Annotated in this window: 10 protein-coding genes and 1 pseudogene; 3 read left to right on the top strand and 8 right to left on the bottom strand. The window is 70.0% G+C overall.

Features of this window, described 5'->3' with window-relative positions; all coding sequences use genetic code 11:
- Positions 1-34: 34 nt before the first annotated feature.
- The 3 genes and pseudogenes from VF289_RS03270 to VF289_RS03260 all read left to right on the top strand — a co-directional run bounded on the left by VF289_RS03270 (position 35) and on the right by VF289_RS03260 (position 2,185).
- Complete coding sequence (locus VF289_RS03270) at positions 35-832, top strand: ThuA domain-containing protein (RefSeq protein WP_330881040.1); 798 nt, start codon at positions 35-37, stop codon at positions 830-832.
- A 103-nt stretch (positions 833-935) separates the two neighbouring features.
- A pseudogene (locus VF289_RS03265) lies at positions 936-1,214 on the top strand (ABC transporter permease subunit); the annotation flags it as partial.
- Positions 1,211-2,185: a D-2-hydroxyacid dehydrogenase gene (locus tag VF289_RS03260; protein ID WP_330881039.1), complete on the top strand. Its 975-nt coding sequence runs from the start codon at positions 1,211-1,213 to the stop codon at positions 2,183-2,185. The pseudogene VF289_RS03265 and the gene VF289_RS03260, both read left to right, overlap by 4 nt.
- Positions 2,186-2,244: 59 nt before the next feature.
- Here the strand turns inward: VF289_RS03260 and VF289_RS03255 are convergent, their stop codons facing one another.
- The 8 genes from VF289_RS03255 to VF289_RS03220 form a co-directional block, all read right to left on the bottom strand.
- On the bottom strand, positions 2,245-4,275 hold the full coding sequence (locus VF289_RS03255; RefSeq protein WP_330881037.1) for a GMC family oxidoreductase: 2,031 nt from the start codon (positions 4,273-4,275) through the stop codon (positions 2,245-2,247).
- 117 nt (positions 4,276-4,392) lie between these two features.
- The gene (locus tag VF289_RS03250) at positions 4,393-5,352 is read right to left on the bottom strand and encodes a carbohydrate kinase (protein WP_330881035.1); all 960 of its coding nucleotides are present in this window, start codon (positions 5,350-5,352) and stop codon (positions 4,393-4,395) included.
- On the bottom strand, positions 5,349-6,758 hold the full coding sequence (locus VF289_RS03245; protein ID WP_330881033.1) for a glycoside hydrolase family 32 protein: 1,410 nt from the start codon (positions 6,756-6,758) through the stop codon (positions 5,349-5,351). The genes VF289_RS03250 and VF289_RS03245 overlap by 4 nt, the downstream gene beginning before the upstream one ends.
- 49 nt (positions 6,759-6,807) lie before the next feature.
- The gene (locus VF289_RS03240; RefSeq protein ID WP_330881031.1) at positions 6,808-8,394 is read right to left on the bottom strand and encodes an extracellular solute-binding protein; all 1,587 of its coding nucleotides are present in this window, start codon (positions 8,392-8,394) and stop codon (positions 6,808-6,810) included.
- Between the two features lie 45 nt (positions 8,395-8,439).
- Positions 8,440-9,390: a carbohydrate ABC transporter permease gene (locus tag VF289_RS03235; protein WP_330881029.1), complete on the bottom strand. Its 951-nt coding sequence runs from the start codon at positions 9,388-9,390 to the stop codon at positions 8,440-8,442.
- A 5-nt stretch (positions 9,391-9,395) separates the two neighbouring features.
- Positions 9,396-10,409 (bottom strand): ABC transporter permease, encoded by a 1,014-nt coding sequence (locus tag VF289_RS03230; RefSeq protein WP_330881027.1) that lies wholly within the window; start codon positions 10,407-10,409, stop codon positions 9,396-9,398.
- Positions 10,409-11,422: a LacI family DNA-binding transcriptional regulator gene (locus VF289_RS03225; protein WP_330881025.1), complete on the bottom strand. Its 1,014-nt coding sequence runs from the start codon at positions 11,420-11,422 to the stop codon at positions 10,409-10,411. The genes VF289_RS03230 and VF289_RS03225 overlap by 1 nt, the downstream gene beginning before the upstream one ends.
- Positions 11,423-11,651: 229 nt before the next feature.
- The gene (locus VF289_RS03220; protein WP_330881023.1) at positions 11,652-14,909 is read right to left on the bottom strand and encodes an exonuclease domain-containing protein; all 3,258 of its coding nucleotides are present in this window, start codon (positions 14,907-14,909) and stop codon (positions 11,652-11,654) included.
- Positions 14,910-15,094 lie beyond the last annotated feature (185 nt).

Raw genomic sequence — 15,094 nt, 5'->3', positions numbered from 1 at the left:
CAATTCCCCCCGCTTCCATCGAAAGGCACGGATCATGAAGACATCAGCAGCCCCTCTGCGTGTGACAGTTTGGGGGGAGAACCGTCACGAACAGCGCGGTGACGAGCGCGTGCGTCGTCACTACCCGGACGGTATGCACACGGCAATCCGCGACGGCATCGTCGAACTCCTCGGCGACAGCGTGACCACGCGGATCTCTCTTCTCGATGATCCGGAGCACGGACTCACCGAAGAGATCCTCTCTCAGACGGACGTGCTGACCTGGTGGGGCCATATGGCACACCGCGACGTGTCTGACGAGGTCGCTGAGCGCGTCCAGAATCATGTCCTGGCCGGAATGGGGCTGATCGTCCTCCACTCAGGCCACTGGTCCAAACCGTTCACTCGTCTGATGGGCACGACCTGCACTCTGAGGTGGCGCAACGAGGCCGATCGGGAGCTGGTCTGGACCGTCCTGCCATCCCATCCGATCGCTGAAGGGGTGCCGCACCCACTGATCATTCCGGAGCAAGAGATGTACGGCGAGCACTTCGATATCCCGGTGCCCGATGAGCTGGTGTTCGTCTCGTCTTTCAGCGGTGGCGAGATCTTCCGTTCAGGCTGCACCTTTCGGCGTGGCAAGGGGAAGATCTTCTACTTCAGCCCTGGCGATCAGGATTACCCGGTGTACCACCATCCAGATGTTCGCCGGGTCATCGCCAACAGCGTCGAGTGGGCCCGTCCCGCTGAAGCCGATCGCCAGAAGCCGTTCCTGGACCGCTATGAAACGGACTGGTTCCTCTCCGGTGCGCCGGGGCAAGGAGTGGGCGATGCCGACGCTGCGGGAAAGTGAGCAAGATAAGGGCGTCGCGGCGACCTTCGCAACGATGCCGCCTATCGTCCGCATCCTTCGGACTGAGGAAGATGCGGCGTATGGCATGCCTCCTCGACGACAGCGCCGCATCCTGCCGCTCATGAAGCCGGCCCTCATCACCACCGCGATCTTCACCTTCATCTGGACCTGGAACGACTTCTTCGGCCAGCTGATCTACCTCACCGACTCCTCGGTATTCACGGTGCCGATCGCGCTGAACGCCCTGGTCGACTCCGAGTCGAACCAGGGGACCGGCACCCTGATGGCGATGTCCGTGCTGTCCCTGATCCCGCTGCTGCTGTTCTTCGCCTTCGCGCAGAAGCACCTGATCCGCGGCATCGTGACGACGGGGCTGAAGTGAGCGGCGCCGGTCCCGGGCCCGGGGCGGCGGCCGCGGACGGCGCCGGGCTGATCGGCGTCGCGGGCGGCGCGCGAGCGGACCTCGAGGCGATCCAGGAGATCACCGGGCCCGGCGCCGCCGTGGCGCTCGAGGAGCGCACCGACACCTCGCGCATCACCGCGCTCGTGGGAGCCGCGCCGTCCGAGGACCTCACCCGCTTCCCCTCCCTGCGATGGGTGCACAGCACCGCCGCCGGGGTCGACGGCTGGCTGCGGCCCGGCGTGCTGCCCGCGCAGGTGATGCTGACCTCCGCCGCCGGCAACGGCGCGATCCCGCTCGCCGAGCACGCCCTCATGCTGATGCTCATGCTGAGCCGCGACGCCCCGCGCTGGGCCCGTGCGCAGCAGCGCCACGACTGGGAGCGCCGCACCCACGGCGAGCTCGCCGGCGCCCGGCTCGGGATCATCGGCTACGGCAACAGCGGCAAGGACCTCGCCCGCAAGGCGCTCGCCTGCCACATGCAGGTCGCCGCGCTGCGCCGGCGCGGAAGCGCCGGGCACGACGGCGAGGTGACCCTGCACCACGGCGACGAGGGTCTGCGCGAGCTGCTGCGCACGAGCGACATGCTCGTCGTCACCGCCCCGCTCACCGCGGGCACCGCCGGCATGATCGGCGCCGAGCAGATCGCGCTCATGCCGCAGGGCGCTTGCCTCGTGGTCATCTCGCGCGGCGGGATCGTCGACGAGACCGCGCTCGTGGATGCCCTGCGCTCCGGGCACCTCGGCGGCGCCGGGATCGACGCGCATGCCCAGGAGCCGCTGCCGGCGAGCAGCCCGCTGTGGGATGCGCCCGGTGCCATCGTCACCCCGCACAACGCGGCGACGACCCCCGGCACCGCCGAGCGCGGCCGCGCGATCCTGCTCGAGAACGTGGACAGATGGCGACGTGGCGCGCCCCTGTGGAACGAGGTGGATCGGGCAGCGGGGTACTGACCTCCACGGTGCGGCGGGACGAGCCGATCTGCGCCGACGGCGGCCCGTCCCGAGCCCGCTCACCCCGCCCGCACGACTCTTTCGCTGATCCGCAGCGCGTTCGCGAGGATCGTCAGCACGGGGTTCACCCCGCCGTTGGTGACGTGCGTGGACGCGTCGGCGACCACGATGTTCTCGTGCCCCCACACCCGCCCACCCGGATCCACCACCGAGCTGCGCGGATCGGTGCCCATCCGACAGGTCCCGGCCTGATGCTGGCCGGCGCTCGGTGGTGATCCCGGGCCGATCGGACTCATCGGTCGCACCGTCGCGGCGCCGGCCTCGCGCAGCCAGTCGGCCGCTCTCGCGGTGAGCATCTCGCGACCGCGCAGGTCCTCCGGATGCAGGCTCCCCGAGAGGTGCACCCGTGAGCGTCCCAGGCGGTCACGGGCGCCGCGGTCGATCCGCACGCGGGAGTCCGCGGAGGTGACCTCCTGGATCGGGCCCATGATGCGCGCGAAGCGGAGCATCGCACTCTCCACCTCGGCCGCACCGAGGCGCGCTGACGGCGGGACGAGCCCGGTCTCGCGCAGATACTGATGCGTGCTCGCCGGGGTGGGGACGAACTCGTCGGCGAGGATCCCGCCGCCGATGATGCCCTCGTTCCCGTGCCGGAAATCCGCGGTGGAGATGCTGGGGCCGGGGCCACGCAGATCCACCACCTCCTCGGCGAAGAGCGCGGACGCCCCGCCGTAGGCATGGCCCTGGAGATGACGCCCCACCCGGTCGTGGGCATTGCCGAGCCCGACCGGGAACTCCTCGCAGGCGCTGTCGAGCAGCAGCCGGGCGCTCTCTATCGCGCCCGCGGCGAGCACCACCGTCCCGGCGCCGACGGTGCGACGCCAGATCCTCCCGTCCTGCTCTCCCACGAGCTCGAGGGAGCGGGCACGACCGGTGGCATCCACCAGGATCCGCGCCGCCTGCGCGCCGGGGAGCAGCGTCGCGCTGCCGCTGGCCAGAGCGCGGGGGAGGGTGGTGTTGTGGCTGCCGGCTCGCGCCCCGACGGGGCAGTCGAAGCCCACGCACTGCGCACAGCGCACGCATGCGGCCCGTCCCTGGTAGGGGCGGCTGTTGACCAGCAGCGGCACCGGCTGGGTCCCGACCCCGAGCCGTGCCGCGGCGCTCGCCAGCAGTGAGGTCAGCGGCGAGGCCCCCAGCGGCTCCATCGGCAGCGGAGCGCTGCGCGGCCCCTCCCACGGGTCCGAGCCGGTTCTCCCGGAGACGCCGAGCATCGTCTCCACCCGCGAGTAGAACGGCTCGAGCTCCGCGTAGGTGATCGGCCAGTCCGCGAGCGCACTGCCGGCCGGCACCCCGTAGGTGCTGGCCATCGCGAAGTCCTCGGGCGCGAAGCGCCAGGCCTGCGCGCCGTAGACCCGGGTGCCGCCGCCGATCGTCATCGCGTTGTTGTTCCACAGCCCGTGCTCGGCGGTGACCTCCTCGTGGCGGGAGCCGACCTCCACGCGCCGGCTCTCCGAACCAGCGCCGGGCCCGACGTTCGTGAACAGTCCGAGCCCGGCCCGCGGGGTGCGCAGCGGCTCGGTGAGCAAGGAGGCACGCTCCGGCAGGGTCCCGCGGTCGAGGATCAGCGTGCGCCACCCCGCCTCGGCCAAGGTCTGCGCGGCCATCCCGCCGCCCGCCCCGGAACCGATCACGATGACGTCGTAGGAGTCCTCGATCGACTCGGGGGAGGCGAGATCGGCGGCGGTGAGGTCCAGCGGCTGCCAGGCCGAGACCGGCGCCGGGGACCAGGCGGTCAGGTGCGGGGCGAGCGTCGGGCCGACGCGATCCTCGGCGAGCCCGCGCTCGTAGAGCAGGTGCCCGGTGACCGTGCGCGCCCTCTGCAAGGCGGAGTCGTCGGCTGTGCCGTCGGCGCTCCCGTCGGCCGGCCCGTCGGCCGCGAGGAGATCCCTCGCCCACGTGACCCCGTCGGAGGCCTCGAGCGCGCGCAGTCGCGCCACCAGCGCGCTCGCGAGCTGCGGACTCGCGATCTCCGGATCCAGCGAATCCAGGAGCACACGGCGCAGGGGATCCTCGGGGTCATGGGTGGGCACGGGGTCCTCCGGTCCGGGGAGTGGTGGGTCGCCCCTCCTGGCTGTGCACAGTCCGGAGGGACGGGACCACGAGGGGGGAGCGCAGGGGACTCCATGCTCCCCGATGGCCCGATCATCTCAGGGGAGATGATGCCCTTCCACCACTGAGCGCCGACCTCTCAGGGGCAGGACCCCACCCAGATCCGCGAGGAACGGCGGCTGCGCCCCATGCCTGCCCACCGTGATCGCGGCGCTGCGCAGCGCGGTGGCCGCCCACGCCTCCGCGATGTCCTGGAGGACGGCGCCGTCGCGGAGCGCCGGGTCTGCGTCGGCGGTGAGGATCGCGTAGAGCAGGCCGGACATGAAGGCGTCGCCGGCCCCGATGGTGTCGGCGACGGTGACCGGCAGCGCCGGGATCTCGGAGGTCCACCGGGCAGTGCTGAACGCGCAGCCGCGGGCGCCGCGGGTCACCAGGAACAGAGCCACCCCGGCATCGTGCATCCGGGCCGCGACATCGCTGACGGGCTGCTCGGGATACAGCCACTCGAGGTCCTCATCGCTCATCTTCACCACATGCGCCAGGCCCGCGATGCGCTCGACCCGGCCGCGCACATCGTCCCGCGGCAGGCCGAGCGACGGCCGCACGTTCGGGTCGAAGGAGATCAGCGTGCCCGGGTGGGCAGCGCCGAGTGCCGATTCCACGGCCGCAGCGCCCGGCTCGATCGCCGTCGCCAGGGAGCCGGTGTGGACCAGGCGCACGGGGTCGAGCTGGATCTGCCCGGGGTTCCAGTCGATGTCGAAGCGGTAGGTCGCCGCCCCGTCCGGGCCGATCCGTGCCTCGGCGGTCGACGTCCGCGCCGGGGCAGCAGCACTGCCCTCGCGCAGTGTCACCCCTGACGCCTCGAGATGCTCGCGCAGCGCGTCGCCGTTCGCGTCGGGGCCCAGGCAGCTGAGCAGCTCGGTGGGGAGTCCGAGCCGGGCGAGGCCGACGGCGACGTTCGCGGGGCTGCCCCCGGGCCGGGAGTGCACGGTGCCGTTCGCCTCGCGGACGACGTCGGTCAGCGCCTCCCCGATGACGACCGCGGCAGCCGTGCTCATGCCGCGGGGTCGGTGAGGACGGTGACCGTCCGGGCGCCGTGGAAGATCTGCTGGGAGATCAGGGCACGGCCGCCGTCGAGTTCGAGGTCCACGCAGGAGCGGTCGACGACGAGGTCGAAGGAGAGCGTGGCACCGGCCTGCGCGGGGGCGTAGGGCAGGGAGTGCGTGTGCTCCGGGGCGAACGGCTCCTGATGCGCGCTGCTCCGGTCCAGGACGACGCGCCCGTCGGAGTCGACGGCGAGGACGAGGTCACCTTCCCGCTCGCCGTCGCCGAAACGCAGCACCAGCCGGTGCGACGACCCGGTAGGAAGCTCGCCGCGCAGCCTGAACGGTGCCTCCGCATCGAGCACGGCCAGGACCGCGGAGGCGTCCTGCACCTCGAGATCGAGAGTCCGGATCTCCTCGGGGATCACGAGGTGCTGGACCACCTGGAGGGTGCCGTCGGCCGCATGCTCCAGGTGGAGCGTGCGGGGGAGGGTCATCGAGGAGCGCCAGGGATCCGTCGGGGTCAGCTCCGCGTAGGCCCAGTTGTTCATCCAGCCCATCAGCACGGGATCCCCCTCGACGCCGGAGAAAGAGACCGCCGCATAGCAGTCCGGCCCGAGGTCCACCGGCTGCGGGGAGGCGTCGGCCGCGAAGCGGCGGCCGTCGAAGCGGCCGACCAGAGAGTAGGTGCCGGAACCGCCGGCCGGGCCGCCGGGATTCGTGCTCAGCACCAGGACCCATGAGTCGTCGCCCCCTCCGGGGGTCGGCACCCGCAGCAGGTCGGGGCACTCCCAGATGCCGCCGTCCAGTCCCGGATGGGTGAACACGGAGGCAGGCTCCCACGCCAGCAGATCATCGGAGACATGGAAGTGGACGCTGTGGTCGAGGGCTTCGACGGTGACCATGACCCAGCGGCTGCTCTCCCGGTGGAAGAACACCTTCGGGTCGCGGAAGTTCTCCGAGTCGCGCGTGAGAACCGGGTTGTCGGCATGGAAGGTCCAGGTCGTGCCACCGTCCTGGGAGAAGGCGATCGACTGGGCCTGGATGCCGGGAGTCGTGGGATGGGACGGCGTGAATGCGCTCGTGTAGACCGCGACCAGCGGTCCGTCTCCGCCCGGTGTGCCGAGGCCGGAGGTGTTCTCGGCGTCGTGGACGATGCTTCCGGAGAAGATCATCTCCGTCTCGGAGAAGGGCAGGGCGACGGGCAGATTGGTCCAGGTCGCCAGGTCGTGCGAGACCGCATGACCCCAGGACATGTTGCCCCAGGTGCTGCCGAGCGGATTGTTCTGGAAGAACGCATGCCACATGCCCTCGTGCCGGATGAGGCCGTTGGGGTCGTTCATCCAGGTGTCCTCGGCCGTCAGATGGAACCGGGGGCGGTGCACGTCGGTGAGCGCAACGGGTGGTGACGTCGAATTCATGATCTCTCTCGATGCTGTGGAGCGGTCGGTGGCGAACGGGCGCCGACGGTCAGGCGTTCGCGGTGAAGCGGTCGTAGGCGGTCTGGTAGACCTCGATGACCTCGGGCAGGCCCATGGTCTCCAGCTGGGTGACATAGGCGTCCCACTCCTGCTCGATCCCGCCCCGCACGATCCAGGTGGCGATCTTCTCGGTGACCAGGGTGTTGACGTCGGTCTCGATGGTGCTGATCCGGTTCAGCTCATCGACCGAGAGCATGACCGGCGGGTACTTCTCGTTGGCGCGATGGGGCTCGTAGTGCTCGGCGATCTGGGCCTGCCGCTCCGCGGCGCGGGGCTCGGCCAGCACGACCGTCTCGAAATCCTGCGCGGTGATGATCTTCGGGCCGCCGGGGGCGACCTTCACCCGGCGCTCCTGCTCGGTCTCGCCCTCGCCGACGGGGATCTGCTCGAGCAGGCCGTCCTCGTTGAGCTGCTGGGAGGCCCCGATCGGGCCCCAGTTCGCCTGCGCGCTCATGACCGGGTCGAACAGCATGTCCGCCCAGCGCAGCGTGGCGGCGGCGTACTGGTTGGTGCGGCTGATCGCGAAGGCGCCGCGATTGATCTCCTGGTTGTTGGCGACGCACGCACGATGGACGCCGTCCGGGCCGGGGAGGATCGGCACGATCGCGTACTGGTCTGCACGCTCGGGCCCGACCACCTCGGGGCCCTCCCAGAAGGAGAACGATCCCAGGGTCTGCGGCTCCGCCTTGCCCTTGGAGACGAACTTGACGTAGTCCTGGGAGAAGGACTCCTGGTCGATCAGCCCTTCGCCGTACCAGGTGTGCAGCTCGGCGATCGCGTCGCGGAAACCCTCGGTGTTCGCCGTGAAGAGGACCTTCCCGTCCTGCACGATGCGGTGGTCGGGGTTGTCGGCCTGGCCGCCGATCGCCGCGATCAGATCGGCGATGTTGCCGGCGCCGGGGAAGGACAGCGGCAAGGTGCCCTCGGGCCCGTTCTCCTTGAACGTCAGCAGCGCCTGGTGGTACTCCTCGACCGTCGTGGGCATCTCCAGGTCGTGCTCCGCGAGCCAGTCCGTGTTGATGAACAGCATGCTGGGGAACTCGACCAGCCCCATCTCCTCCACGGAGGGCAGGGTGTAGATGTGACCGTCCGACGCCGTGATCGCGGCCTTGATATCCGGGCGCTGTGCGAGGATTCCCGCCAGGGTGGGGGCGTTCTCCTCGATCAGGTCCTCGAGGGCGATCAGGGTGCCGTTGGCGCCGTACTTGGCGACCTCGGCATCGGACAGCCCGGTGTTGAACAGGGCGTCGGGGAGTTCCCCGCTGGCAAGCAGCAGGTTCTTCTTCTCGCCCCAGACCTCGTCGGGCTCGTTGTTCCAGGTGATCTCGATCCCGGAATCGGCCTTCCAGGTCTTGACCAGCTCCATCGCCTCGTAGTCCGGCGCCAGCGGAGACTTCGCGCCGCCGAAGGTGAGGGTCAGCTCCTCGGTCACGATCGGCAGGCCCGAGTCGGTCAGGCCGACCTCGGAGGAGAGGTCCTCGGTGGTGCGCTCCGAGGGACGGGAGCAGCCGGCAGCGCCCAGCATCGTGAGGCCGAGGGCGGTCGCGGAGAGGGTAAAGCGACGGCGAGAAAGCATGGCGGTACTCCTTCGTATCGGTGTTGCAGCGGGGGTGGGGTGAGGTCAGCTCTTCAGGGCGCCGAGAGTGGCGCCCTTGATGAAGTGGCGCTGGAGGAAGGGGAAGGCGATCAGGAGGGGGATCGTGGAGACGACGATCATCGAGTACTTGAGCAGCTCGCCCATCTTCTGCGCGGCGGCGGTGCTGTCCATCGAGGCCATGTCCATCCCGGAGGACGAGGCCTGCGACTGGATGAGGACGTTCCGCAGGATGAGCTGCAGCGGATACTTCGACTCGTCGTTCAGATAGATCATCGCGTCGAAGAACGCATTCCAGTTCGCGACCAGATGGATCATCACCATCAGGACGATGAGCGGCTTGGACAGCGGAATCGCGATCCCGAAGAAGAAGCGGAAGTCCGAGGCCCCGTCCAGCTGCGCTGCTTCGCGCAGCTCCGGGGAGAGGTTCTGCTGGAGGAAGGTGCGGGCGATGATCAGGTTCCAGACCCCGACCGCTCCCGGCAGCACCACGGCCCACATGGTGTTGAGCATGCCCAGCTCCTTGACCACGAGGTAACGGGCGATCATGCCGCCGTCGAAGAACATCGTGATGACGAACAGGATCATGAAGAGGTTTCGCCCGGGCATGTCCTTCCTGCTCAGCGCGTAGGCGCCGGTGAGGATCATGGTCACGCTGAGCGCGGTGCCCACCACCGTGTAGAGCACGGAGTTCGCGAAGCCGCGCACGATCGTCGAGGTGCCGAAGATCGTCAGGTAGCCGTCGAAGGTGATCCCTCGAGGGAAGAGGATGACCTTGCCCTGCTGCACGAGGTTCGGGTCCGAGATCGAGGCGATCACGATGAAGTACAGCGGATAGACGATCAGGACGATCGCCACGGCGATCAGACCGTAGGTGATGAGCCCGAACAGGGGATCGGCCAGGCGGCGGTGGAGGGGCTCGGGGCGCAGCGACGTCTTGGCGGGGGACGTCTTCGCGGGGGACAGAATGCTCGACATGTTCATCACCACAGGCTCGATTGGTTGGCCTTCTTCGCGACCCAGTTGAAGGTCAGGAGAAGAATCAGGTTGAGGACGGAGTTGAAGAGCCCGATCGCCGCGGAATAGCTGAACTGGGCGTTCTGCAGGCCGGCCTTGTACACGTAGGTGTTGATGACCTCGGAGGTGGGGAGGTTGAGGTCCGTCTGCATCAGATAGACCTTCTCGAACCCGAGATTGAAGATGTTCCCCACCGCGAGGATGAACAGGATCGTGATCACCGGCAGGATGCCGGGGATGTCGATGTGCCGGATCCTCTGGAAGCGGTTCGCCCCGTCCATCCGGGCGGCCTCGTGCAGCGACGGATCGATGGCCGTCAGCGCCGCGAGGTAGATGATCATCGAGAAGCCGGCGTTCTGCCAGATGTCCGAGCCGATGTAGAGGGGGCGGAACCATTCGGGAGTGCCCATGAAGAAGATCGGGTCGCCGCCCAGCAGCGAGATCCCGTGGTTGACCATGCCGGTGCTGGGGGAGAACAGCAGATGGATCATGCCCACGATGACCACGACCGAGATGAACGAGGGGGCATAGAGGATCGTCTGCGTGAGCCGTTTGAACCGCTCGCTGGGCAGCTGGTTCACGATCAGCGCGAGGATGATGGGGACGGGGAACGCCACCAGCAGCCCGACGGTGTTGATCGTCAGGGTGTTCGCGACGAGACGCTCGAACTGGAACGAGGTCACGAAGGCGACGAAGTGATCCAGGCCCACCCAGGGGCTCCAGAAGAAGCCGTCGACGGGGTTGTAGTCGCGGAAGGCGATCTGGGCCCCGTACATCGGCCAGTACTTGAAGACGACGAGGTAGATCAGCGCCGGAGCGAGTAATACGTATAACTGCCAGGCATGGAGAATACGGGTGACCAGGCGCCGTCTCGCGCGCGGGGGAGGGGGCTCGGGCGTCGGTGCAGCTGTCGTGGCGCTGTGGTCGGCATCGACCGGGCGCACGGCTCCTGCGTCGGTGGCGGGGGGCGAAGGCGACATCATCGTCCTTTCGGCGGGGCAACGGACTGGCGGTGGATGACGGGGCAGTGGACCAGGTGGACCTCTGCCGGGGCGTCGGAGTCGAGCACGAGAGCGGCCGCGCGGTCGCCCATCTCGGCGAAGGGCAGGCGCACGGTGGTCAACGGCGGATGGAAGAAGTCGCGCAGCAGGTCCTGGTCGTCGAAGCCCACGATCGAGACGTCGTCGGGAACTCGGAGGCCGAGCTCGCCCAGGGCCTGATAGGCACCGAGAGCGCTGCGATCGTTGCCGCAGAAGATCGCCGTCGGCGGCGCATCGAGGCTCATCAGGTGCCGCACGGCCTCGAATCCGGAGCGCTGGATGCCTTCGCCCCGGAAGACGAGCGCCGGATCGAGCTCGATGCCCGCCTCGGACAGCGCCCGCTCGTATCCTTCGCGTCGTCCGCGGGCCGCAGGCAGCACGTCGTGGATGTTGATCATCGCGATCCGGGTGTGCCCGGCATCGAGCAGCACCTTCGTCGCGTCGTATCCACCGGTGACCTCGTCCGGAGTGACGCTGGGGACCCGGTTCTCGAGCTCTCGGGCGTTCAGGCAGACCGCGCGGGTGGTGAGCGCGGCTGCCGGAACCTCCACCTCGCGGTGGTACATGGCGGTGTAGATGACTCCGCGGACCCGGTGCGAGAGCATCGTCTCGATCGCTGCGCGTTCGAGAGCGTCGTCGCCTCCGGTGTCGATGGCCATCAGCATGTGGCGGTCCTGCCAGGCGCGGTCCTGGGCGCCCTTGATCAGCATTCCGGAGAACGGGGCGGTGGCGACCTCGTCGCCCACCAGCCCGATGATCTCTGCGACCCCCGTCTTCAGGCTCTTCGCCTGCAGATTGGGGCGATAGTCGAGCTCCGAGGCGGCGTCCCGCACCCGCTGGGCGGTGGTCTCCGAGGCGCGTCCCGCGTAGGACCCGCTGAGGACGATGGACACCACGGCCTGGGAGACGCCGGCGGCTGCGGCGACGTCGTGCATGGTCGGGCGCTGCGCCATCTCTCGTGCCTCCGGGTCTCGTGGGTTCGCCGTCCCGGGTCGGTGAGATCAGCGCTGACGTTATTCGTATGACGAAGATCGTGAACCACGTGGTCCCCGTCTGTCAAGCGGCGCACGGAGAACGGCTGCACGGCCGCCCCGTAGAGCACTGCGTCCCCGTGGTCACCACCCCAGATGCTCCAGAACTGCAGTGCGGGGCGAGAGCGGTGCCCATGGGGAGAAGCCCCGGTCACCTCGGAGATCCCACCCACTCCAGGAACTCCTGCGCCGTCACCACCGGCTTCCCCCATCGCGCCGCGTTCTTCGCCTTGGTCGACTGGGAGCCGGCCTCGGCCACGACCAGCACGTCGGTGCGGACCTTCGTGAGGGTCGGGACGGCCACGAGTCCGCGCGCCTCGGCCATGGCATGCAGCTGGTCCTTCTCCAGCCAGCCATGCCGCGGCGAGTGGACGGTGCCGGAGAAGCACACCTTCGCGCCCGGCACCAGCACGTCCGCCGCGGCCACGGGCCCGTCGGCCTCGAAGCCGTCCGGCAGCACCTCCACCGCGAAGTGCTGTTCGACCGCGCGCAGACGCTCCACCACCGCGGCGTCGGGGGAGAGCACCCGCTGCCAGGTCTGCTCGAGCAGACGCGCGAGCACCCCGGCGGAATCGTCCTCCGCGCCCAGGTTGCCGCCCACCACGAACGCCGTCGGCGCCGTCGTGCCGAAGGGCCCGGACGTGCGCGCGAGCAGATACCCGTGCCCGGTCGCGACGTGCCGGAACGCCATGCCGCTGCCCGGCAGCTCGCCGCCGTCCGCCCGGAGCCGCGTCACGGCGTCGCGGATCGCGCGGGCCCGCTCGAGCGCCGTCGGCGCCGCCAGCCGCCGACGCTCCTCGGTGGTCAGCAGGCGCTCCGGCACCTCCACCCCGAGCGGCACCGGCTCCACGATGCCGTTGCGCTTGAGCTCGAAGTCCACGTGCGCGAGCTGCCGGTCCACCCCGACCCCCACCGGCACGCGCCCAGCCAGCAGCGCCGAGAGCGCCGGCCACGCCTCCGCCAGCAGCGGCGCGAGCTGGACGTCCCTCGTGGTGATGCCGAACTCGTCCCGCGCGGAGAACAGATCCGAGGTGGGGTTGAGGACGGTGGAGATCTCGTCACCGTCGTCGGTCACCACCGCGATCTCCACCGGGCGCGGCCGCCACCGATCCCCGACGGTGCCCACCGTGAGCACCGACAGATACGCCTCCCCGAGGGTCTCCGTGGCGGCGGCGCCGGTCGCGAGATAGCGCCGCACCCGCTGATCCGTCTTCAGGTCCCGGGGCAGCACGTCCCGCTTCAGCACCAGCCCCTCCAGGCTCGTGCAGCGCGACAGCGCCACATACAGCTGACCATTGGCGAAGGTGCCGCCGGTGAGGTCCACGACCACGCGATCCAGGGTCTGGCCCTGGGACTTGTGGATCGTGATCGCCCAGGCGAGCTTCATCGGCAGCTGGGTGAAGGTTCCCACCACCTGGTGGACCAGCGATCCGCCCTCGACGCTGGGCCGCGTGATCTCCCAGGTGTGCTCGTGCACCTGCTCGGTACGGCCATCGCGCAGCAGCACGGTGACCACCGGGCCGTCCCCGTCGGCGCCGATCGCGGTGATGCGGCCCAGGGTGCCGTTGACCCAGCGGTTCGAGGGATCGTTGGTCAGCAGCATGATCTGCGCGCCCACCGCGAGGTGCAGGGTCGCCTCGGTGGGGTGCTCGAAGCCGTCGGTCTCCCCGGAGATCGATGCGGTGAAGGCCTGCGCGGGATCCGGGAGGCGCTCCAGCAGCTGCCGGTTCCGGGCGCCGACGATCCGGTTGGTGGTCGCCAGCGTCAGCCAGAACTCGTCCAGATCCGGCTCGAACTCGGGATCGGTGCGGCGGTTCAGCTCCGCCCGAGCATCCTCCAGCAGCGTCCCCTCCCGCACCGCGTTCAGCAGCTCCACGAGTGCGTCATCGCCCTGCTGCCGGAACACCGTGGACAGCTCCACCACCGGGAACGTCGCGGTGTCGAAGGAGCGGGCGGAGAAGAAGAACGGGGTGCCGAAGCGCTCCTCGATCCAGGCGGCCTCACGATCGGTGACCACCGGCGGCAGCTGGTACAGGTCCCCGACCAGCACCAGCTGCACCCCGCCGAAGGGGGTGCCGGGCCGCGGGCCGTACAGCTCGAGCGCGGCGGTGAGCGCGTCGAACAGGTCCGCCCGCACCATCGAGGCCTCGTCGATGATGAGGGTGTCCAGCTCCTTCAGCGCTCGCGCGAAGCGCCCCGGGTAGCAGCCGCCGCCGCGCACCGTCTCCTCGGTCACCCCGAGCGGGAAGGAGAACAGACGATGGATCGTGTACCCGTCCACGTTCAGCGCCGCGATCCCCGTCGGCGCGACCGTGATCGTGGAGCGCTCGGTGTGCTCGAGGTAGTGGCGGATCAGCGTGGATTTGCCGGTGCCCGCCTTGCCGGTGAGGAACAGATGATGGCCGGCGTGGAGATGCTCCAGCGCGGCCTGGAACTCCTCGGTGATCGTGAGCGGGCTCGCGGCCGACGGCGGAGGCGCCGGTGCTGTGGGCCGCGGGGCAGTCGGCCGCGGGGCTGCCTGCCGCGCCGAGGCGGCGAACGCGGGCGAGTGCTCGGCGCCGGACATCGCAGGGGAGCCCGACGGCGACGAGGGCGTCGGCGCGGCCCCGTCGGCGCTCATCGCCTGCCGGTACTGCGCGACGAGCTCGGCCTTCAGCCGCCCCCGGTCGCCGACGGGGATGCCCTGCGCGCGGGCCCAGGCGCGGATCGCGGTGGGGGAGGGGCCGACGGTGCGCGGCTCCTCCGTGGTGCCCGGGACCGGCGCGGCCGGTGCTGCGCCGTGCAGTGCCCGGGTCGCGGCGAGCGGGGCGTCATGGCCCGTGCGCGCATCCAGCGCCAGGTACTGCGCGAGCAGGCCCGCGGCGGCGCAGGCGTCCCCGAGCGCGGAATGCGCGCCCTGATGCGGCACCCCGAGCGCGGCGCAGCACTCCCCGAGCGTGCGCCGGCGCAGCCGGGGGAGGTACAGCGTGCTGGCCTGCAGCGTGCAGTAGCTGGCGACGTGCGGCATCGGCATCCCGGCGCGCGTGAACTCGGAGCGCAGGAACGCGAGGTCGAAGTCGGCGTGGTGCGCCACGACCACCAGGTCCTGCAGCGCGGTCCCGATCGTGATCGCGAGGTCCGCGAAGCGCGGAGCTCCGGCCACATCGGCGTCGGTGATGCCGTGCACGTGGGTGGCCCGCATCGGCACGCCGGGCTGGAGGCGCGTGGTCCAGTGGTCGATCGGCCGCCCGTGCTCGTCGGCCCGCACGATCGCGATCTCGACGATCCGCTCGCGCGCAGGGTCGAGCCCTGTGGTCTCCACGTCGATCACCGCGAAGCGGGGACGGCGGGGCGGCGCCGAGGGAGTCGGGGAGGGCGCCTCGGCCGAGGTGGCCGACGGGTCTCCCCGGAGGCGATCGAACAGTCCCACGGAGGTCCTTTCAGCGGTCGCAGATGATGGCGCGATCATCTCAGAAGGATCTGACGGGCCGGGAGGGGGTGCGGGTGCCCGCCTCGCGCAGTCCGGTCGCCTGGAGCGCGGCACGTCGGTGAGCGGGTCCGTGCCGCCCTCCACCGTCGCTTGGGAATATCCCAAGAAGGACGTATCGTCGAAGC

The organism is Brachybacterium sp., from assembly GCF_036379615.1.
GTDB lineage: Bacteria > Actinomycetota > Actinomycetes > Actinomycetales > Dermabacteraceae > Brachybacterium.
Note: the sequence above shows the minus strand (reverse complement) of the source record. Positions and strands in the feature narration are given on the sequence as shown.